Source organism: Paracoccus sp. (in: a-proteobacteria) (assembly GCF_047973135.1).
In the GTDB taxonomy this organism is placed as follows: domain Bacteria; phylum Pseudomonadota; class Alphaproteobacteria; order Rhodobacterales; family Rhodobacteraceae; genus Paracoccus.
Genome location: NZ_JBKEBL010000250.1, coordinates 1 through 19,649 on the forward strand (window position 1 = coordinate 1; position 19,649 = coordinate 19,649).

A 19,649-nucleotide genomic window follows, 5' to 3' on the forward strand; every position below is an offset into this window, starting at 1 on the left:
GTTCCGGCTGCCGGGCGAAAATCACATTGACAGAGGCCCGGCATAGTTCTTACGGATCCGTGACACAAAGCTGGAACCATTTTACCGTCCATTCCGATGCGGCTTGCGGGAAGCTTGCGCTTTCCGTGGTGCCGCGATCCTTTTTTTGCACCATCCACACGCAAGAACCCGGAGCATGGGAATGAGCGACGACAAGACGCGATACCTGAAGATCATCGAACAGCGCATCCTTTGGCTGTCTCACTGGATGATACACAATGCCAACCACCTGCGGGACAATCCTGACGGGATCAAGGTCGGGGGGCATCAGGCGTCGTCTGCCTCGATGGTGTCGATGCTGACGGCGCTGTATTTCAGCGCCCTGCGCCCCGAGGACCGGGTGGCGGTCAAGCCGCATGCCTCGCCGCTGTTTCATGCAATGCACTATCTGATGGGTAATCTGGACCGCGAGGCGATGCAGCTTTATCGCGGCTATGGCGGGGTGCAATCCTATCCCAGCCGCACCAAGGACCGCGATGATGTGGATTTCTCGACCGGATCGGTCGGGTTCGGGGCGGCGATCACGGCCTTTGGTTCCATCGTGCAGGATTACGTCCGGGCAAAACCCTGGGGGCAGGGGCCGGACGGGCGCATGATCTCGTTGATCGGGGATGCCGAACTGGACGAGGGTAACGTCTATGAGGCCCTGCAAGAGGGGTGGAAACACGGGCTGCGCAATTGCTGGTGGATCATCGACTATAACCGGCAGTCGCTGGACGGGATCGTGCAGGAAGGGCTGTGGCAGAGGATCGAAAAGGTTTTTGACGCTTTTGGCTGGCGGGTGATCCGGGTGAAATACGGCGTGCTGCAGCGGGCTGCCTTTACCGAACCCGGCGGCGACCGGCTGCGCGACTGGATCGACACCTGCCCCAACCAGCTTTATTCCGCGCTGACTTATATGGGCGGCGCGACCTGGCGCAAGCGGCTGATGGAGGATCTGGGCGATCAGGGCGATGTGTCGCGTCTGATCGACAGCCGCAGCGACGATGAGCTGGCCGCCCTGATGGAAGGGTTGGGCGGCAATTGCGTGCAGACCATGGCCGAGGTTTTCGGCACCATCGACGATGACCGTCCAGCCTGCATTCTGGCCTATACCGTCAAGGGCTGGGGCACGCCCATCGCCGGTCACAAGGACAATCACGGTGGGCTGATGACCGTCGCGCAGATGACCGAATGGCAGGCGCATATGGGCGTGGCCAGCGGCGAGGAATGGGAACCCTTCGCGACCGTCGCGGACCCGGACGGGTTGCGCGGATTCCTGTGCGGCGTGCCGTTCTTCAGCGCCGGGCGCAGACGGCAATCCGACGCGCGGATCGAGGTGCCCGCCATCGCCGCGCCCGAAGATCGCGTCATTTCCAGCCAGATGGCCTTTGGCAAGATCATGGACGGGCTGGGGCGCGGCGATTCGGTGCTGGCCGAACGGATCCTGACGCTGTCGCCCGATGTGACCGGTACGACCAGCCTTGGCCCCTGGGTCAACCGCCGCAAGCTGTTCGCCCGGAAAGAGATGGCCGACCTGTTCCGGGCCGAGCGTATCCCCTCGACCGCGAAGTGGGACTTTGCCCCCGGCGGGCAGCATCTGGAACTGGGCATCGCCGAAAACAACCTGTTCACCGCCCTGGGCGCGGCGGGCCTGTCGCATTCGCTGTTCGGCAAGCGGTTGTTTCCTGTCGGCACGCTGTACGATCCCTTCGTGTGCCGGGGTCTCGATGCGCTGATCTATGCCTGCTATCAGGACGCGCGGTTCATCGTCGCCGGCACGCCGTCAGGTGTGGCGCTGGCACCTGAGGGTGGGGCGCATCAATCCATCGGAACGCCGCTGATCGGCATGAGCCAGGACGGGCTTGCCGCCTTTGAACCCGCCTTCGCGGACGAGCTGGCGGTGATCATGGAATGGGCTTTCGATTACCTTCAGCGCGATGGCAAGGGCGATCTGGACGAACGCACATGGCTGCGGGACGAGACCGGCGGTTCGGTCTATCTGCGCCTGTCCACCGCACCGCTGGAACAGACGGGCCGCCATCCCGACGCGGCCTTTCGTCAGAACGTGATCGACGGCGCCTATTGGCTGCGCCCGCCCGGCCCGAATTGCGAGGCGATCATCGCCTATCAGGGCGTTGTCGCGCCCGAGGCCATTCAGGCCGCCGGGATGCTGGCCGAGGTGCGGCGTGACATCGGCGTGCTGGCCATCACCTCGGCGGACCGGCTGAATGCGGGCTGGACGGCGGCGCAGCGCGTGCGGGCGCGGGGCGAGGCTGACGCCGAAAGCCATGTCGAGCGGCTGCTGCGTGATCTGCCAGCCCATTGCCGCATCGTGACGGTGATTGACGGGCATCCGGCGACTCTGGCCTGGATCGGCGCGGTGCATGGCCACAAGACCGTGCCGCTGGGGGTCGAACATTTCGGGCAGACAGGTACGATCGGCGATCTGCGCCGTCATTTCGACATTGACGCGCAGGCCATCGTGCAGCGGATCAATGGCCTGACGGCAGGGCGACGCAGCGTGGCGCATGGAGAAAGGGCCTGACCTTTGCGAACCCCGCCGACCGGTAGTGCGGCGGTTACTGATCTGATTTTCATAAAGGCTCAAGCGAACTGCCACAAAAACGGGCAGTTCGCTTGCCTGCGCATAAACCCCTTGAATTTATTTTGAACTTAAATCAATATCCCGAAAACACTGGCGGGGAGAGATTATGCCGACACATGCGGCCAGCCGGGTATTCGACCTGATTATAAGGGCCTGCGGACTTGTCGCCTGCGCCGGGCTGGGGCTTTTGTCGGTCCTCGTGGTCGCTTCGATCCTGCTGCGCAACCTGGGCATCGCGAAATGGCCCTGGCTGAACGAGGTTACGGAATACCTGCTGACCATCTCGACCTTTCTGGGCGCCCCGTGGCTGCTGCGTTCAAACGGGCATGTCAGCGTGGATGTCGTGCTGAAACTGGTGCCGCGCGCGGTAACGCGGGTGCTGTTGCGCGCCGTCAATGTCGCGGGTGCGGCGATTTGCGGGCTGTTGTTGTACGAGGCCCTGCGCGTCATCACCGATACTTATGCCGTCGGGTCGCTGGTCTTCAAGAACCTGATCTTTCCCGAATGGTACATGCAGGTTCCGATGGTGATCTGCTTTGCCCTCTGCTTCGCTGAATTTCTGGTGCGGCTGATCGGCCAGAGGATTGCATCCTGATGGTATGGTGGGTTACTTTATTGCTGCTTGGCGGTGTGCTGGCGGTGTTTTTCGCCATTGGCCTGCCCGTCGCGCTGGCCTTTCTGGCAGCCAATATCGTCGGCGCATGGCTGTTTCTGGGTGGGGAAAGCGGACTTGAGCAACTGGTCCGCAACGCCTCGATGTCGGTCAATTCCTTTGCGCTGGCCCCGATCCCGTTATTCGTGCTGATGGGCGAGCTGCTGTTTCACTGCGGGCTGGCATATCGTGCCATCGACGCCATCGAAAGGCTGCTGGTGCGGCTGCCCGCGCGGCTGGCCTGTGTCTCGGTCGCAGGAGGCACGGCCTTTGCGGCGTTGTCGGGATCGTCCATTGCCAACACGGCGCTGCTGGGCGGCACGCTGTCGCAGGAAATGATGAAGCGCGGCTATTCCACCACGCTGTCGCTTGGGCCGGTCATGGCGGTGGGGGGCATCGCGGTGCTGATCCCGCCCTCGACCCTGGCGGTGATGCTGGGGTCGTTGTCCGGCATCTCGATCTCGCAATTGCTGATCGGGGGCATCGTGCCGGGCCTTCTGATGGCGGTGATGTTTCTGGCCTATGTGCTGATCGCCGGCCATTTCGTCAGCGGCGCGGCACCGGTCGAAGTAGAGGCCGATATTCCCCCGCTGAACCAGCGACTGCGCCCCTTCATGCGCGATGTGGTGCCGCTGTTCGGGATATTCATCGCGGTGATCGGCGGCATGCTGGCAGGCATCGCCACGCCCACCGAGGCGGCGGCACTGGGCGCGGTGGGATCGCTGATCGCGACGATCTGCTATCGCAGCCTGACCCTGCCCGCGCTGTGGAAATCGCTGGAGGAAACCGCCAAAATCACCGTGTCGATCCTGTTCATCATCGTCGCCTCGACCACGTTTTCGCAGCTTTTGTCCTTTTCCGGCGCGACCTCGGGGCTGATAAGCCTTGTGACCTCGGCGGAACTGGGGCCTGTCGCGCTGGTGCTGGCGATGCTGGGGCTGCTGTTGGTGATGGGCTGTTTCATCGACCAGATCTCGATGATGATGATCACGCTTCCCTTTTTCATCCCGCTGGCCAATTCGGCGGGGATCGATCTGGTCTGGCTGGGGCTGATGATGCTTGTCGCCATCGAACTGGGCATGCTGACGCCGCCCTTCGGCATTCTGCTGATGGTCATGCAGGGCGTGTCGCGCGACACGCCGCTGCCCCGCATCTATCGCGCGGCGCTGCCCTTTATCGTGATCGAGCTGTTCGTCCTTGGCCTGATGCTGGCCGTTCCACAGCTTACGCTGTTCCTGCCCGCGCTTGTGCGTTGAACCATAAAATACACAACATGGAGTATCAGATATGACCATTTTCCGCCCCCTGACCCTTGCTGCCTCGCTGACGTTGGCGCTTACCGGTGTCGCATCCGCGCAAGAGGCGACGCTGCGGGCGATCTCGGCCTTTCAGCTTGGGACGACCTTCGCGAAACCATTCGAGGATTTCGTCGCCAGCGTGAACGAAAACGGCAAGGGAATCGTGCAGATCAACGTCATGGGTGGGCCCGAGGCGATGCCGCCCATGGAAATCGGCAATGCCCTGCGCGGCGGGGTCGTCGATCTGGCCAACACCACGGCCGTGTTCCACGCCAATCTGGTGCCCGAAGGCGTGGCGCTGACCATGACCAATCGCAACATGGCCGAACTGCGCGAGAATGGCGGATACGATCTGATGAACAAGCTGCACGAGGACAAGGCGGGCATTCACTGGCTGGGCCGCCCGGTGCAGGACATCCCCTATCACATTTACCTGTCCGAGCCGATTGAGGGCGACAGCTTTGAGGGGCTGAAACTGCGCTCGGTTCCGGTCTATCAGGCGTTTTTCGCGGCGCTTGGTGCAGTGCCGGTGCAGATGTCGCCGGGTGATGTCTATACGGCGCTGGAACGCGGTGCGATTGACGGGTTCGGCTGGCCCGCCATCGGCATCTTTGATCTGGGCTGGCAGGAAAAGACAAAGGCGCGGATAAATCCCGGATTTTATCAGGTCGAAACCGGCATCTATCTTAGCAAGAAGACATGGGACGGGCTGACCGACGAGCAGCGGGCCTTCCTTGATGCGCAGATGATCGCGCTGGAGGGCGAGGCGGCCGGCTTTACCGCGCTGGCCGAGGCCGAGGCCGTCAAGCAGGAAGAAGTCGGCATCGCCATGATCACCCTGCCTGATGACAAGGCCGCCGAATACGAACAGAAAGCGCAGGATTCCGGGTGGGAGATGATCATCAGCTCCAGCCCCGAAAACGGCCCCAAGCTGCGCGAATTGTTTGTAAAATAAGGGCTTGGGTTGTCGGCCCCACTGTGCCCCGGTCGGCAACCCCCGTCAGTGATCAGGTCATTTGTCACATGTCCGGAATATTCTCGACCCATGATTTCCGCGAAAGGGCGCGCCGCCGCCTGCCACGGATGATCTTTGATTACCTTGAGGGCGGGGCCGGGGATGAGCGTGGCCTTGACGCGAATACCCGCGCCTTTCACGACTGGCATTTCCTGCCCCGAAGGCTGGTCGATGTCAGCCGCCGCGATCTGTCCGCGCCCCTCTGGGACTGCCGCCACAGCCTGCCGCTGTATATCGCGCCCACGGGGTTCAACGGCGCGCTGCGTCACGGGGCGGATGCGATGCTGGCCCGTGCGGCGGCGCAGGCGGGGATTCCCTTTGCGCTATCCACCGCAGCGACCGCCCCGATCGAGGAAATCGCCCGCGAGGGCGAGGGCGAGAAATGGTTTCAGCTTTACGTTCTGCACCGCGAGATTTCCGCCGCGATGTGCAAACGCGCGCTGGATGCGGGTTATTCGGCGCTGATCCTGACGGTGGATGTTCCGCTGAACGGCTATCGCGAACGGGACATGCGCAACGGCTTTGGCCTGCCGCCGCGCTATACCCCGCGCACGATCTGGGATGGCGTGACCCATCCGCAATGGTCGCTGGATTTCCTGCGCCATGGCGTGCCCCGGCTGAAGAACTTCGAAACCTCGGACGGTCACGATCCCGAGGTGCAGGCCGCGCTGATGAAACGGCAGATGGATGCCAGCTTTGACTGGGAGGCGCTGGCCGTGCTGCGCGATCAATGGCCCAAAAGGCTGATGGTCAAAGGTATTCTGCGGGCCGATGATGCGGCCCGCTGTATCGCCATGGGCTGCGATGCCGTGATCCTGTCAAACCATGGCGGGCGGCAGCTTGACGACACCATTGCGCCGGTCCGCGTCCTGCCGGAAATCGCGGCAGGTCTGGATGCTCCGGTGCTGATGGATAGCGGCATCCGGCGGGGCGACGACGTTCTGAAGGCGCTGTGTCTTGGCGCGTCCATGGTCGGGTTGGGGCGCGCGGCGCTGTATGCAGTGGCGGCGGGTGGCGAAGATGGCGTGCTGCGCCTGCTGGCGATCCTGCGGGACGAGATTGACAGGGGTCTGGCCATGCTGGGTTGCGCCGACCTGACCGCTCTGGACGCTTCGCTGGTCACGGCGTGACACCGCGTTACGGGGGAAGCGGGCCTTTCTGGCCTGCGCTTGCCGTTGAAACCGGTTGAGGGCGGGCCTACCTTGATTCGACCGGTGTCGGGCATTGGCCCGGACCATATTTCCGACATGCAGCCAGAGGATGATCAGATGAGCTTTAATGCCCTTGTCGTGGACAAGTCTGACGGCGGCGAGGCCGTCGCCTCGATTCAGCAGATCGAGGAAACGCAACTGCCCGAAGGCGACGTGACCGTTGCCGTTGAATATACGACGATCAACTACAAGGATGGCATCTGCATGGGCCCAAATATGGGGCTGGTGCAAAGCTATCCGCATGTGCCCGGCATCGACTTTTCCGGTACGGTCGAGAAATCGGACGATCCGCGGTACAAGCCCGGTGACAAGGTGGTGCTGACCGGTTGGCGCGTGGGCGAGACGCGCTGGGGCGGATATGCGCAGAAGGCGCGGGTCATGGCCGATATGCTGGTGCCGCTGCCCGATGCGCTGACCACCCGCACCGCGATGGCCATCGGTACGGCGGGCATGGCGGCGATGCTGGCCATTATCGCGCTTGAAGATCACGGCGTCACGCCTGACAGCGGGCCGGTGCTGGTCACGGGCGCGGCGGGCGGAGTCGGCTCGGTCGCGGTGGCGATTCTGGCCCATCTGGGCTATCAGGTCGCGGGGGTGACGGGCCGGGCCGAACAAGCCGACTATCTCCGCTCTATCGGGGCCACGCAGATCATTTCGCGCGACGACCTGTCCAGTGCCACCGAGGATCTGTTCGAGGCCGAGACATGGGCCGGGGCCATCGATTCCGTGGCGGGCGCGATGATCGGGCGGGTGCTGAAACAGATGAAATACGGCGGTACGGTCGCCTCGATCGGCTTTGCGGGCGGCGCGCTGATGGAAGGGGCGCTGATCACCCCCTTCATCGTGCGCGGGGTGAACCTGCTGGGCATCGACAGCGTGATGCAGCCCTTTGAAAAGCGGCAGCGCGCCTGGCAGCGGCTTGCGTCAGATCTGCCGACCGCGCAGCTTGAAAAGATGATCGAGCCCGCGCGCCTTGCCGATCTGATCGACCTTGGCCCTGCGATCCTGCAAGGCAAGGTCAAGGGCCGCGTCGTGGTCGATGTCAACGCCTGAGGCGTCGTATGGCCTCTGCCGTCGTGGGGCGGCAGAGGCAGGTTTTCAGGTCTGCGGATGCTGCGCCAGTTCGGCCAGCCTTGCCTCGGCCCCGGCGTCGATTTCCAGCTCGTCATCGGTGATCGTCCCGGCTTCGGGGTCGTCATAGACCGACTGGTCCAGCTTGCCCTCGGTCTTGGCGACGACGGTGGTAACGACGGCGTCGCCGGTGATGTTCACCGCTGTGCGGATCATGTCCATCAGGCGGTCAACGCCAAGGATCAGCGCGATCCCCTCGATCGGCAGGCCCACCTGGGTCAGCACCATGGTCAACATGACCAGCCCGACGCCCGGCACGCCCGCCGTGCCGATGGATGCCAGAACCGCCATCGCGATGACGGTCAGATAGCCGCCCAACCCCAGCGCGACACCATAGACATTGGCCAGAAACACGGTCGCCACGCCCTGCATGATCGCGGTGCCGTCCATGTTGATCGTGGCACCGAATGGCACGGTAAAGGACGCGACCGAGTTATCGACGCCCATCCGTTCCGTCGTGCAGCGATAGGTGACGGGGATCGTGGCGTTCGAGCTGGCGGTCGAAAAGGCAAAGACCTGCGCGGGGCGGATCTTTTTCATGAAGGTGATCGGGTTCAGCCCTGTCGTCACCCTCAGGATCAGCATCAGCGTCACGAACAGATGCAGCAGCAGCGCCGAAACCAGCGTCACCACATAGGTCGCCACCGGCAGGAACAGGTCGATCCCTTCCTTGGCAAAGACCTTGGCGATCAGGCAAAAGACACCATAGGGCGCAAAGCTCATGACAATGCTGACGACCTTCATCATCAGGTCATTCATGTATTCGCAGGCCTTGGCAAACCCCACCGAGCGGTCGCCCAGCATCAGCGCAGCGATGCCGACGATGATGATGTAAAAGATGATTTGCAGCATCTCTCCACTGGCAAAGGCCGCGATGGGATTCGACGGCACGATATTGGCAAAGACCTGCCAGACGGTCGGAGCCTCGGCCGCGGTGATTCCGGCATCGCCCACGCCCTCCATGGTGAAGCCCCGGCCCGGCCCGATCAGCAGGCCAAGGATGATCGCCGTTGCGATGGCGATGGCAGTGGTCATGATATACAGGCCGAAGGACTTGCCACCGACCCGGCCAAGCACGCGGATATCGCCGATGCCCATCACCCCGCAGAGCAGGGAAAAGACGACCAACGGCACAACCAGCATCTTGAGCCCGTTCACGAATGCCGTGCCGATCATCGTGAACAGCCCATCCACCAGCCAGGCGTTCACGCTGTCCGACCCGATCGTGTTCAGGACGATCCCAAGGATCAGCCCGCCGACCATGCCCAGCATGATCCTGGTTGTCAGCGACATGCCGCCGCCTTTTTCAACAGTATCGGTCATTTTTAAAATTCCCCCTGTTATCAAAGGCCCGAAAAATCGACGACGCAGGATGCACAGCCCGGACCTGGATGCACATCTGTCACAATTGCGCATCCAACTTGCCTGTCAGGTCAAGCCTTGAGAGCGTGCAAATCGGCGTTTTGAGGTAAAAGTAGGCAAATTTCATGCATTTACGACAGTAACCCTGCCTCTTTTGCCGCGACGCAGAGACGCGCCGGATTCGCCGTCCGCGGGGATTCGGCTGGTTGTGGCCGGACAGATGGGGCGATGACCGGTGGCACAGTCCGAAAGCCCGGATTTATCGTTAAAAGAGAGTGTCCAGAGGGAATCTCAACGCGCAAGAAGCACGCAGAGGTTGTATTCTCTTGTTAAAACCTTTTCTTTCCGGTGCAATTTTCAATCACAGGAAGAACCGGCTGACCAACTGCCCAGATCCGCATAATCACATTTTTGTGATCGATTCGAGTGAATTAATGAACCAATTATTTCAGAATATACTGTTGAAAATCAATTTTTTATTTTTTATCATGATATTAAATATGTAAAGGTTAATGGCTGATGGAAAAGGAGGCCGGGCGGCACACATTCGGCGGAAGAGCAGTTCTTCAATATTCAATTGTAGATTGATTCCAGACAAGCTTGCCTATGCGCAACCGGTGCCCTTCGTGATAGATAAAATCCGTATCTATTTTTCCAGAGAGGTAACGATGAAACTACTTTCCAAGGCTGCGGCGGTTGTCGGCTTTGCGCTGATGGCCGGGACGGCAAGCGCAGCGGTCGTCAACTTTGACTTCACGTCCTCCGGCAACAATTACTCGTGGACCAAATCCTTCACCGTTGACGGTGTTACGGTTGGTGTTTCTGCATACAACTACACCCCGGCGGCGGGCATCGGCGACGATGTTGCTCTGGGCGGTCAGATCGGCGTCAGCCAGTCGACTCCGGGGTTGGGGGCCTGTTCGGCAGCCACCAGCCCAAACGATAACAACTGCGGCAAGAATCCGCTTGTCGATGCTGGTACGGCACCGGAACTGCTGAAGTTCACGTTCTCTGAGGACGTGACCATCACCGGTATTCTGTACGCCAACAACGACCAGAACGACCATGTCGACTATTTCTTTGGCCCTGCCCTGACCTTTGCCGGGGGCTTCCTGACGCCCCAGCCGCCCAGCCGTCAGGATCTGTCGTCCTACGGCCCGCTGAGCCTGTTTGCGCTTGGCAACCAGACGCCGTCCGATCAGTACCGGATCGCTGGCTTGCAGATCGAAACCAGCTCGGCCCCGGTGGTTCCGCTGCCGGCATCGGCGCTGTTGCTGATGGGTGGTGTCGGCGGTCTTGCGGCTCTGCGTCGCCGCAAGAAAGCCTGACAGGCCCTGATCGCGAAAGACAGGAAAGGCGGGCCCATGCGGCCCGCCTTTTCTCGTTGCCTGCCGGCGAGCCGGTACCAGCAAGGCCCGCCGCCGCTGGGGGGTCAACCTTGCCGCTACGGAATAGGCGCGGTTTGGCCGAAGCTTCTCACAATCGGTTGCACGGCGTTGTTCATCCGCCGCAGGCCGTCCGATCTGTGGTTGCGTACAGCAAGTCAGGCGGCATCAGGCCGACCGGCGGCCGTGGATAGGGAAGTTCAAATCAGAGCCAAAGTCACTAACAAGAAAAGAAATAATTCCAGTATAAAAACAGAATAGTTGTTTTTTTTAGGCCTTGGCAGGCACAAAGGAATCACCATCGGGATGCTGCGGTCGGGAATCAATACCGCCCCTTCGCCACACCCCGCCGCGACGGCGGATATGTGGTAAATATGGCTGAAAAGTTGCGCGACTTCTCGCCGAATTTTGGGGGCAGAGGAAAAACCTGCATCACTTTCCCCCGCAAGCCGGTATCAATAAGGAACAGTGGCGTGGGTAGTTAATTTATATGTCACGACGTAATGGTTCTGGCCGCAGGTTATTGAAGGTCAGGCTGTGTGCGATCCGCTTGATGCTGTGCTTTTCTGGCACGGCGGTGATCGCAACAGGCACAGCCTTGGCACAACAAGGATCCTCTGGGGCCGCAGGATATTTGGTTCGTCCCTTTCCGTATGAGGGCAAGGATGTAGGTGTTTCGGCGATGTTGCAGGATTTGGCACAAAAGACCGATGTTCCGGTGATAGCGTCAGCGGCCCTTCAGGGGACCGTCAGTCTGTCGAACCCGGATGGAACGGTTGGTGACGTGCTGGATACGCTGTCGCGTCAGGGGCATCTGGTCTGGTGGTTCGACGGAATTGCCATACATGTGGAGCCCCCTGCCGATATGGTCAGCCGGTTGATCGCGCTGGACGGTGTCAGCGTGGGTGCGCTGCGTCAGCAGATGGAAGAGGTTGGTCTGGCCGATCCGAAATATCCGATCCTGGCGGGATCCGGGGCGCAGATGGTGCGCGTCGTTTCACCCAAAGGTTATGCAGACGCCGTTGACGAGCTTGCAAAACACATGAGCGCTGTCCGCAAGGAAGCGCAGACTGAGGAAGGCGACCTGCCCCGGATCATTCGCGGCGGCGCACCGCGCAGCCACCCCGCCTCTAACAGATTTCGTGCTGATCAGGACCGACAGGGACAATGATGAACGTCATGAACCAATCCAATATCGATGCGCAACGTATCGACGATCTGTATTTCCTGATGGCCACGGCGATTCTTGCCGGGCAGCGTGGCGTCACGTCGAATGTGATGCCGATCTTTGACGCTTGGGCCGAGTTTTATCCCAAGGACGCGCTGGCCAATGTCGGGCGCGGGCTGATCATGTTGGGCAGCGGCAATGCCGAGGCGGGATATGCGCTGATCGCCGAGGCGGCCGAGAAATCGACGACGCGGGCCGAGCAGGCGCAGGCCGTTTTGGCCTCGCTTGCGCATGATCTGCCCGATCTGAATCGCTGAGCGATGTGAACGAAGGAAGGTAGCCTGAAATGAATATCGACCGTGCTGACATGAAACTGCTGACCGAAGCGGGTTATTCCGGGATCATGCGCGGCATCGATACCGATCTGGCACCGATCTTTCTGATGCTGAACGAATGGATGCCCGGTTATGCCGCTGGCGATATTGGCCTGGCCCTGCAAGAAATGGTCGCCGGGGATTTTGCCGCAGCGGATGAGCGGCTGTACAACGTTCTGAAATCGGAACGTGAAGGCCGCGACGAGGCGCGCGCGATCCTTGCGATGTGCAAGGCGTTGCAGAACCAGCACGACGAGGCGCGCAAACTTCAGGAACAACTGGTCGGGACCGGCGGACATGCCGAGGCATTCACCGACCTCCTCGTTAACGGGGAACAGGAATCCACGCAAGGAGATCAGGGCCTTGCGATGGAGGCTGAGGCGACGCCCGCGCGCCAAGGCCAACGTGCAACGCGGGCATAACTTCAAGTGATGGAGAGTCAAAGTGATCAATATCAATTTCCCGAGCCTGCCCAGCCTTCCTGGTCTTCCCGGCCTTCCCGGTGGCGGCGGCGGTGAATCGCAAAAGCCCGGCGGCATGGGCGGCATGGGTCAGGGCGGTGGCCTTGGCGACATCTTCAAAGGCTTGGGTCAGCTGTTCAGCGGCCTTGGCAAAATCATGAACTCGCCTCTGGGCAAGATGATGCAGATGATGTTCCCGCCGATGATGATGATGAACAGCATGATGAACATGGGCGGCATGATGAGCGGCCTGTCTGGCGGAATCGGCGGTCAGGGCAACAACTACTGACGCCATATCGCTAGCCGAGAAGGGGCCGGTCGCCAGCAACTTCCGCCCCTTCGAAGCCCGAACCGAAAAACGAATTTGAGGACGCAAGACCCGTGAAACTGACAGCCCCATATCAGCCGGATCAGCGCATCGCCGCGACGATGCGGGACTGGCTGCGTCGCCGGATGGCGATGCGCGCGGGCGGGCTGCGTTCCAACCCCCTTCACCGCATATCCCAAGCGGTGATCCGAGCGCTTAAGGCGCAACCGTTCCGGCTTTGCACACCGGGACGTATGACCCTGACTATACGACTCTCATCCAACTCCAACCATCTGTCCGGTCTTGGTCTTGGCCTTGCCGGGGGCGGTGGTGGCAGTCCGGATGTGTCGTAACGGTCTCAAACGTGCATTAATTCAAGTTTTTAGAGGTTTGCTATGGTTACCGCAGTTACAGCTTTTGCGAACAGCAATGCGGTCGAGCTTGGGGCGAATGTGGTCCCCGCTCAAGAGCCGCAGGAACAGCCGAACCTCAGCGACTTCGCGCAGGCGACACTGGATCGTCTCAGCGCGATGCATGAAAGCTATGCGGCCAGTATGGCCGAGGTCAACACCAGCCTTGCCACCCGTCCCCAGCCGGCGCGAGAGGTTGACCAGCTTGCGGCCGCAATGAATGCGGCGGCCGAATCCAACCGTGTTGCCATGCAGCTTCAGGCACAAGTCGTTCACTTTCAGATGGCCAGCTCGATTTCAAACACGCTGAGCAGCCAGTTGAACAGTTTTCTCAAGGGGACCTAGTCGAAAGGGGCTCCAGAGTTCATCGCGATGAAACGAACGACACCACTGGTTTTTGGCCTTGTGGCGCTTTTGGCAATTGCCGGGTGCAAGGCCGAGCTTTACACAGGGCTGACAGAACGCGAAGCCAATGAAATGGTTGCGGCGCTTATATCGTCGGGAATCCCGGCGACGAAGGCCGTTTCCGGCGAAGGCATCACCGTGTCGGTGGATGACGCGCGCTTTGCCGAGGCGATGTCCATACTTGATGATCGCGGTCTTCCAGCGCGCAAATATGAAAGCATGGGCGAGGTGTTCCGCAAGGAAGGCATCGTTTCCTCGCCGGTCGAGGAACGGGCGCGGCTGATCTATGCCCTTAGTGAGGAATTGTCGCGCACCATCGCCGAAATCGACGGCGTGCTGTCGGCGCGCATCCATGTCGTGCTGCCCGAGGCCGACATGCTGGGCCGCTCGATCAAGCCGTCATCAGCCTCGGTTTTCGTGCGCTATGCCAAGGGCGCGGATGTCCAGAACTATTCCACCCAGATCAAGCTTCTGGTCGCCAACTCGATCGAGGGGCTGCTGTATGACAATATTACCGTGGTGATGGTACCCGCCGCCGCCAATGCGGCTGCGACCAACAAGCTGCCAGAGCTGAAGAGTGTCCTGGGTATCTGGGTGCTGCCAGCGTCGGCGCCGCGCCTCTGGGCGGTTGTCGGCGGGCTTGGCGCGGTGATCGCCGCGCTTGGCGGGGTTGTGGCATTTCCCTTTGTGCGGCGGGCCTTGCGCAAGCCCAAACAGGCCCTGAGCGGCGTCGAGGCGCTGGAAGACGAGGCCAGCTTATGAATGCTGATCTTGCCGTTGACGCGCCGGTTGCCGACGAGGCACCGGCCGCCGCCGCGCCCGATGCCAGAACGCATCGTCTGGGCGATGTCTCCATTGCGCGGCTGCGTGTTCGCGTGCAGGGCGTCAGGACGCTGTTACAAAACGGGCTTATGAATTCCGGCGACAGGATCATCGGGCGGTTGGGGCATTCACTGCCCCATCTTGCGCCGGGCGCCATTACCGAGGAAACGCCGGCCCTGTCGCTGTTGCTGAATCATACGCGGGCGCATCGCGTGTTCGACGCCGCCGCCGCTGCGCTGATGGCCAATGAGATCGCGCAGGCGATCAGTCCCGAGGCGCTGGCACGGTTGCCCGTCTCGGCAGAGGCGCGGGAATTTGCGCTGCGGCATCGCTATCTTGCCTTGGCCGATGACATGCCGGTGCTGGCCGAGGGGATCGAAGAATTGCGCGATCATGTGGTCGCTTGCTGGGCCTCGCGATTGCCGGTTCCGCTGGATGACGAGGTTGGCGTCAGGCCGGTCGCGCCGCTGCTTCCGCCTCCGCCGCGCGCGCCGTCCGACACGCCGCCCCCCGCCCCTGAACCCGCGCTGCGCAAGCTGTGGACAAAGCTGTGGGCTGAAAAGCAGCAGGTTTTGCCGGTGCTTTTCTTTCCGACCGGAGAGGACAAGATCGGCGCTGCGCTGGACGCCGCAATCGTGGGTATCCCGGAATGACAGGCCGCGGTGGTATCGGTGGCAGTTCGCGGATCTTGCGCCGCGACGACCTGGGGCAGATGCGCTCGGCCGAAAAGATATTGCGCGACGCCGAAGAGTCCCGGCAGCTAAGCGAGGAACAGGCCGCGCGAATGGGCGACGATATTGTCAGCGAGGCGCGCCAGCGTGCCCTGCACGAGGCCGCCCGCACCGCATCCCGTGTGATCGCCGAGGCGGAACAGGCCGCTGAAACCCGGCTGCGCAACATGGAACCCGAACTGGCGCGGTTGGTCGCCCAGACTGTGCGGCTGATTCTGGGTGAGTTTCAGCCCGAAGAGGCGACCTATCTGGCTGCCCGCAACGCACTGTCGCAGATGCGGGAACATCGTAACAGCCGCATTTTCGCCTCGGAAGAGGTAGTCGAGCCGGTTCGCCGCGCCGTCGAGGAACTGGGGCAGGACGGTCCCGAAATTGTCGCGGTGATTCCCGATCCGGCGCTTGAGCCAGGCCGGATCAGCCTGAACAGTGACCGAGGCAGTGCCGAGATCGGGCTGGATGCGCTGATCAGCCGCGCCTTGCAGACATGGGAAGACGCGGCGGCGGCACAGGCCGAGGCCGAGGCTGCTGCGAACCAGAAGGATGAGGAGGACGGCGATGAATGACGTAACCGCCCCGGATCCCCTGCTAGAGCGCCTGCGCGCCCGCGCCCGCCGCTCTGAGGCGGTCGAACTGCGTGGCCGCATCACGCGTATCCTTGGCTGTGTCCTGCATGCGCGCCTGCCCGATGGCCGGGTAGGCGAGGAATGCATGCTGCGCGATCCCGTCAGCCGGATCGAGATGTCAGCCGAGATCATCGGCTTTGACGGTACCGACGCCATTCTTGCGCCTGCGGGCGATGTGCGCGGTCTTTCTGCGCGGACCGAGGTGGTGCCGACCGGTGCCGAACCGCTGGGGCCGGGAGGCGACGACATGCTTGGCCGGGTGGTCGATGCCTTTGGGCGACCGCTGGATGACGGGCCGGTGCTCAAGGGGCGCATGCCGCTGCATTGCGACCCGCCGCGGGCTTTGGACCGGCCGGTGATCGATTCCCCCTTTGTGACCGGGCTGCGCTCGATCGACGGTATGCTGACCATGGGCGAGGGGCAGAGGATCGGCATCTTTGGCGCGGCGGGCGTGGGTAAATCCATGCTGCTGTCGCAGATCATCCGGGGGGCCGAGGCGGATGCCATCGTGCTGGGGCTGATCGGCGAACGGGGCCGCGAGGTGGCCGAGTTTCTGGAACGCGATCTTGGTCCCGAGGGGCGCAAGCGCGCGGCTGTTTTCGTGGCCACATCGGACCGCCCGGCCACCGAAAGGCTGCGTGCCGGGCTGGCCGCGACGGCCTGCGCCGAGGGCTTTCGCAAGCAGGGCAAGCGTGTGCTGCTGTTGATTGACAGCGCAACGCGTGTGGCCCGTGCGCTGCGCGAGATCGGGCTGTCGGCGGGTGAGCCGCCGGTACGGCGCGGCTTTCCCCCTTCGGCCTTCGCGATGCTGCCGCGTCTGGTCGAACGTCCGGGCCGGACGCGCGAAGGCTCGATCACGGCGATCTATACAGTTCTGGTCGAAGGCGACGACGATAATGCCGACCCCGTCGCCGACGAGGTCCGCAGCCTGCTGGACGGCCATATCATCCTGTCGCGCGAACTGGCGGCGCGCGGGCATTTCCCCGCCATTGACATTCTGCGCAGCAAAAGCCGGGTGATGGGGGCGGTTGCTTCGACCGCTCAGGTTGCCGCAGCTCAAAGGGTTTCGGCGCGGCTGGCGAAGCTGGACGAGATCGAGATTCTGGTTCAGGTCGGCGAATACCGGCAGGGTACGGACCCGCTGGCCGATGAGGCGCTGGCCACGCGCGATGCAATGGATGCTTTCCTGCGGCAGACGCCCGATGAACGCAGCAGTTGGGCCGACACGCTTGCCCTTCTTGAAGCACTCGGAGGCGGCAATTGAGCAAGAACCCCCTCAAGCAGGCCAACCAGTTGGTTCGGCTGGCGGAACTGCGCGAGGATCTGGCGCAGCGTGGCGTCTCGGCTGCGTTGATGCACCTGCAACAGCGCATCGCCGAACGGGACGAGTGTATCGAGGCAGCGCGCAAGCTGGCAGAGGAACAGGCCGAGCAGCGGCAGGTTCTGCGCAACGAATTGCTGGGCTCTCCGCAGTTGCGGGGCGCGGTCGAGGCGGTACTGGAAAGCTTTGGCGGGGATCGCCGCCGCGAACAGGAACAGGCCGAGGCGCTGCAACAGGCCGAGGCGCGGATCGCAGAGGCGCAGACCAAACTTGACGAGGCCCGCACCGCGCTGGCCCGAGCCGCCCGCAATACCGAAAAGCGAAGGAAACTGCGCAGCCCGCTGATTGATGTCGCGCGCCGCGCGGATGAGCGCCGGGAAGAGCAGGAGATCGAAGAACTGCAACAAAACCGGCGTGGCGGGGTGATCACATGAGCGGGCCGGACAATAACAGTCTGGTGCCGGTATCGGGCACTTCGGTCGGGGATTTGCGCCTTGACCGGCTGTTGCGGACGCCGCCCAGGGATACCGGCGGCGTCATCGAACATCAGGGACCGGTCCCCGCCGTTCTGGCACATCGCCGCTTGTCATCTGCGCAGGCGCAGTTGCAGAACCGGCTTTGCGCAAGGCATGTGCCGATCAGCTTTCGCGTCGGGGGCGGAGGGATGTTGCAGGCGCGGATCTCGCCGCCGCACACGCTGCCTCAGGGCATAGGCTGGCTGGCCGTGACGATTGACGGCCACCCGGCGCGGATCGGCATATCCTGGGGCGCGGCCCGGCGACTGGTCGGGTTGTCGCTTGAGACGGCGGAAACGGCGGACGGTGCGCTGCTGCTTGAGGACGCGCTGTCCGATTGGCTGGACGAGATCGAGGCCGCCACCGGTCTGGCGCTTCGCTTTGAGACGCTGCAACGGACCGTCGATGCCATTGATGATGCGCTGAACATGACGCTGGATATTGCCGTGACGCCGCGTCCTCCCAACCCTGCGCGCCGCCTGCGTCTGCCCGTTGAGCTGTCGCCCCATGCCGTCGATGCGCTGGTTCCCGCCTTTGATCGCTGGCAGCAGCCGTTTGCGCAGCCACTGCCGCTGTACCTGCGGGTTCAGGCGGAAATCGATGGCCTGTCGCTGTCACTGGAGGATCTGGCCAGCCTGCGGCCCGGCGATGCGCTTGTGACCGAGGCCGACCCCGATGTCGCCCGGCTGGTGGTCGAATCGCAGTTTCAGGCTCCGGCAAGCCGGGTGCAGGGCGCGAATGGCGCATCGGCCCATGAATGGACGCTTGAGGCGGGCTTCGTGCCGCGCTGGCAGGGGATCCGCAATCCGCAGATTTCACGACCGACCGAGGTTCCGATGAACGATCAGCCCGAGACACCCGAAACCCCGGCCGATGAGGCCAGCGCCCGCCCCCATCACGACGCGGTCGAGCCCACCACCGAAGACATCCAGCCCGCTGCGCCACCCGAGACGATGGATGCGCTGACCGTGCGGCTGTCCTTTCGGTTGGGCGAGACGCTGATGACACTGGCCGATCTGCGCAGCGCAGGTCCGGGGACGATCATTACGCTGGACCGCGCCGATGGCGCGTTGGTCGAGATTCTGGCCAATGGCCAGTTGATTGGCACGGGCGAAGTCATTGCCGTCTCTGGTCAGCGCGCGGTCGAGATCCGCACCCTCTTTGGCGAGGGGTGACGGCAGGCGATGGACAGTCCCTTTCCCCTGCTGATCGTTGCCACCTCGGTGATGGCGATTCCGTTCATGGTTGTCAGCCTGACGGCCTTCGTCAAGATCGCTGTCGTCCTGTTCCTGTTGCGCAGCGCGCTGGGGATTCAGCAGACTCCGCCCAACCTGGTGCTGTATGGTGTGACCATTGTGCTGACCGGCTATGTCATGTCGCCGGTGATCGCGGCGGTGATGGATGCGGTGACGCAGGGCGGCACCATAACCGCGCTGCCCGATCCCTCGCAATGGCCGGGCATCATTCAGCGCGGGCTGGAACCCGTGCGCGATTTTCTGACCCGGTTCACGACGCCGCAGGACCGCGCCTTCTTTGTTGCCGCTGCCGAGGACATGCACGCCGACAGCCCGATCATCCCGTCCGAGCGCGACATCTTTATCCTGGCGCCGGCTTTTGTCACCGCCGAGCTGACCCGCGCCTTCGAGATTGGCGTGCTGTTGTATCTGCCCTTTATCGTTGTGGATCTGGTCGTCACCAACATTCTGACGGCCATGGGCATGATGATGGTGTCGCCTACCGTCATCTCGCTGCCGTTCAAGCTGTTGCTGTTTGTCGCAGTCGATGGCTGGTCGCGGCTGACTCACGGGCTGGTGATGAGCTATGTCTAGAGG

At 62.4% G+C, this 19,649-nt stretch carries 20 protein-coding genes; 19 read left to right on the forward strand and 1 reads right to left on the reverse strand.

Annotation, left to right across the window (positions count from 1 at the left end):
* Nucleotides 1-181: 181 nt before the first annotated feature.
* The 6 genes from ACK5L9_RS18665 to ACK5L9_RS18690 all read left to right on the forward strand — a co-directional run bounded on the left by ACK5L9_RS18665 (nucleotide 182) and on the right by ACK5L9_RS18690 (nucleotide 7,855).
* Nucleotides 182-2,566, forward strand: a complete 2,385-nt coding sequence (locus tag ACK5L9_RS18665; RefSeq protein ID WP_416912959.1) for a 1-deoxy-D-xylulose-5-phosphate synthase N-terminal domain-containing protein — start codon at nucleotides 182-184, stop codon at nucleotides 2,564-2,566.
* Nucleotides 2,567-2,732: 166 nt separating this feature from the next.
* Complete coding sequence (locus ACK5L9_RS18670) at nucleotides 2,733-3,221, forward strand: TRAP transporter small permease (RefSeq protein ID WP_416912960.1); 489 nt, start codon at nucleotides 2,733-2,735, stop codon at nucleotides 3,219-3,221.
* Entirely contained in the window at nucleotides 3,221-4,534 is a 1,314-nt protein-coding gene (locus ACK5L9_RS18675; protein ID WP_416912961.1) for a TRAP transporter large permease, read from the forward strand. Before ACK5L9_RS18670 ends, ACK5L9_RS18675 begins: the two co-directional genes overlap by 1 nt.
* Before the next feature lie 31 nt (nucleotides 4,535-4,565).
* Nucleotides 4,566-5,531, forward strand: a complete 966-nt coding sequence (gene dctP / locus ACK5L9_RS18680) for a TRAP transporter substrate-binding protein DctP (RefSeq protein WP_416912962.1) — start codon at nucleotides 4,566-4,568, stop codon at nucleotides 5,529-5,531.
* A gap of 68 nt (nucleotides 5,532-5,599) precedes the next feature.
* Nucleotides 5,600-6,721, forward strand: coding sequence for an alpha-hydroxy-acid oxidizing protein (locus tag ACK5L9_RS18685; protein WP_416912963.1), 1,122 nt, complete (start codon nucleotides 5,600-5,602; stop codon nucleotides 6,719-6,721).
* A 138-nt stretch (nucleotides 6,722-6,859) separates the two neighbouring features.
* Nucleotides 6,860-7,855 carry an MDR family oxidoreductase gene (locus ACK5L9_RS18690; RefSeq protein ID WP_416912964.1) on the forward strand — a complete coding sequence of 332 codons (996 nt, stop codon included), beginning with the start codon at nucleotides 6,860-6,862 and terminating at the stop codon, nucleotides 7,853-7,855.
* 45 nt (nucleotides 7,856-7,900) lie between these two features.
* On the opposite strand, the gene ACK5L9_RS18695 is transcribed toward ACK5L9_RS18690, so the two are convergent.
* A complete protein-coding gene (locus ACK5L9_RS18695) occupies nucleotides 7,901-9,256 on the reverse strand; it encodes a dicarboxylate/amino acid:cation symporter (protein ID WP_416912965.1) in 1,356 nt (451 codons plus the stop codon).
* A 707-nt stretch (nucleotides 9,257-9,963) separates the two neighbouring features.
* Here ACK5L9_RS18695 and ACK5L9_RS18700 point away from each other — a divergent pair.
* The 13 genes from ACK5L9_RS18700 to sctR all read left to right on the forward strand — a co-directional run bounded on the left by ACK5L9_RS18700 (nucleotide 9,964) and on the right by sctR (nucleotide 19,646).
* Nucleotides 9,964-10,623, forward strand: a complete 660-nt coding sequence (locus ACK5L9_RS18700) for a VPLPA-CTERM sorting domain-containing protein (RefSeq protein ID WP_416912966.1) — start codon at nucleotides 9,964-9,966, stop codon at nucleotides 10,621-10,623.
* 739 nt (nucleotides 10,624-11,362) lie between these two features.
* Nucleotides 11,363-11,851: a hypothetical protein gene (locus ACK5L9_RS18705; protein WP_416912967.1), complete on the forward strand. Its 489-nt coding sequence runs from the start codon at nucleotides 11,363-11,365 to the stop codon at nucleotides 11,849-11,851.
* Between the two features lie 8 nt (nucleotides 11,852-11,859).
* Nucleotides 11,860-12,165: a hypothetical protein gene (locus ACK5L9_RS18710; RefSeq protein ID WP_416912968.1), complete on the forward strand. Its 306-nt coding sequence runs from the start codon at nucleotides 11,860-11,862 to the stop codon at nucleotides 12,163-12,165.
* Nucleotides 12,166-12,194: 29 nt separating this feature from the next.
* Complete coding sequence (locus ACK5L9_RS18715; RefSeq protein ID WP_416912969.1) at nucleotides 12,195-12,644, forward strand: hypothetical protein; 450 nt, start codon at nucleotides 12,195-12,197, stop codon at nucleotides 12,642-12,644.
* Nucleotides 12,645-12,666: 22 nt separating this feature from the next.
* Nucleotides 12,667-12,972: a hypothetical protein gene (locus tag ACK5L9_RS18720; RefSeq protein WP_416912970.1), complete on the forward strand. Its 306-nt coding sequence runs from the start codon at nucleotides 12,667-12,669 to the stop codon at nucleotides 12,970-12,972.
* Between the two features lie 413 nt (nucleotides 12,973-13,385).
* On the forward strand, nucleotides 13,386-13,745 hold the full coding sequence (locus ACK5L9_RS18725) for a hypothetical protein (protein ID WP_416912971.1): 360 nt from the start codon (nucleotides 13,386-13,388) through the stop codon (nucleotides 13,743-13,745).
* A gap of 27 nt (nucleotides 13,746-13,772) precedes the next feature.
* Nucleotides 13,773-14,567 carry a type III secretion system inner membrane ring lipoprotein SctJ gene (gene sctJ / locus ACK5L9_RS18730; RefSeq protein WP_416912972.1) on the forward strand — a complete coding sequence of 265 codons (795 nt, stop codon included), beginning with the start codon at nucleotides 13,773-13,775 and terminating at the stop codon, nucleotides 14,565-14,567.
* On the forward strand, nucleotides 14,564-15,280 hold the full coding sequence (locus ACK5L9_RS18735) for a hypothetical protein (RefSeq protein WP_416912973.1): 717 nt from the start codon (nucleotides 14,564-14,566) through the stop codon (nucleotides 15,278-15,280). The genes sctJ and ACK5L9_RS18735 overlap by 4 nt, the downstream gene beginning before the upstream one ends.
* Nucleotides 15,277-15,921 (forward strand): hypothetical protein, encoded by a 645-nt coding sequence (locus ACK5L9_RS18740; protein ID WP_416912974.1) that lies wholly within the window; start codon nucleotides 15,277-15,279, stop codon nucleotides 15,919-15,921. The genes ACK5L9_RS18735 and ACK5L9_RS18740 overlap by 4 nt, the downstream gene beginning before the upstream one ends.
* Nucleotides 15,914-17,245: a FliI/YscN family ATPase gene (locus tag ACK5L9_RS18745; protein WP_416912975.1), complete on the forward strand. Its 1,332-nt coding sequence runs from the start codon at nucleotides 15,914-15,916 to the stop codon at nucleotides 17,243-17,245. The genes ACK5L9_RS18740 and ACK5L9_RS18745 overlap by 8 nt, the downstream gene beginning before the upstream one ends.
* A complete protein-coding gene (gene sctO, locus ACK5L9_RS18750) occupies nucleotides 17,242-17,736 on the forward strand; it encodes a type III secretion system stalk subunit SctO (RefSeq protein ID WP_416912976.1) in 495 nt (164 codons plus the stop codon). The genes ACK5L9_RS18745 and sctO overlap by 4 nt, the downstream gene beginning before the upstream one ends.
* Nucleotides 17,733-18,992 (forward strand): FliM/FliN family flagellar motor switch protein, encoded by a 1,260-nt coding sequence (locus ACK5L9_RS18755; RefSeq protein ID WP_416912977.1) that lies wholly within the window; start codon nucleotides 17,733-17,735, stop codon nucleotides 18,990-18,992. The genes sctO and ACK5L9_RS18755 overlap by 4 nt, the downstream gene beginning before the upstream one ends.
* Nucleotides 18,993-19,001: 9 nt before the next feature.
* The gene (gene sctR / locus ACK5L9_RS18760) at nucleotides 19,002-19,646 is read left to right on the forward strand and encodes a type III secretion system export apparatus subunit SctR (RefSeq protein WP_416912978.1); all 645 of its coding nucleotides are present in this window, start codon (nucleotides 19,002-19,004) and stop codon (nucleotides 19,644-19,646) included.
* Nucleotides 19,647-19,649 lie beyond the last annotated feature (3 nt).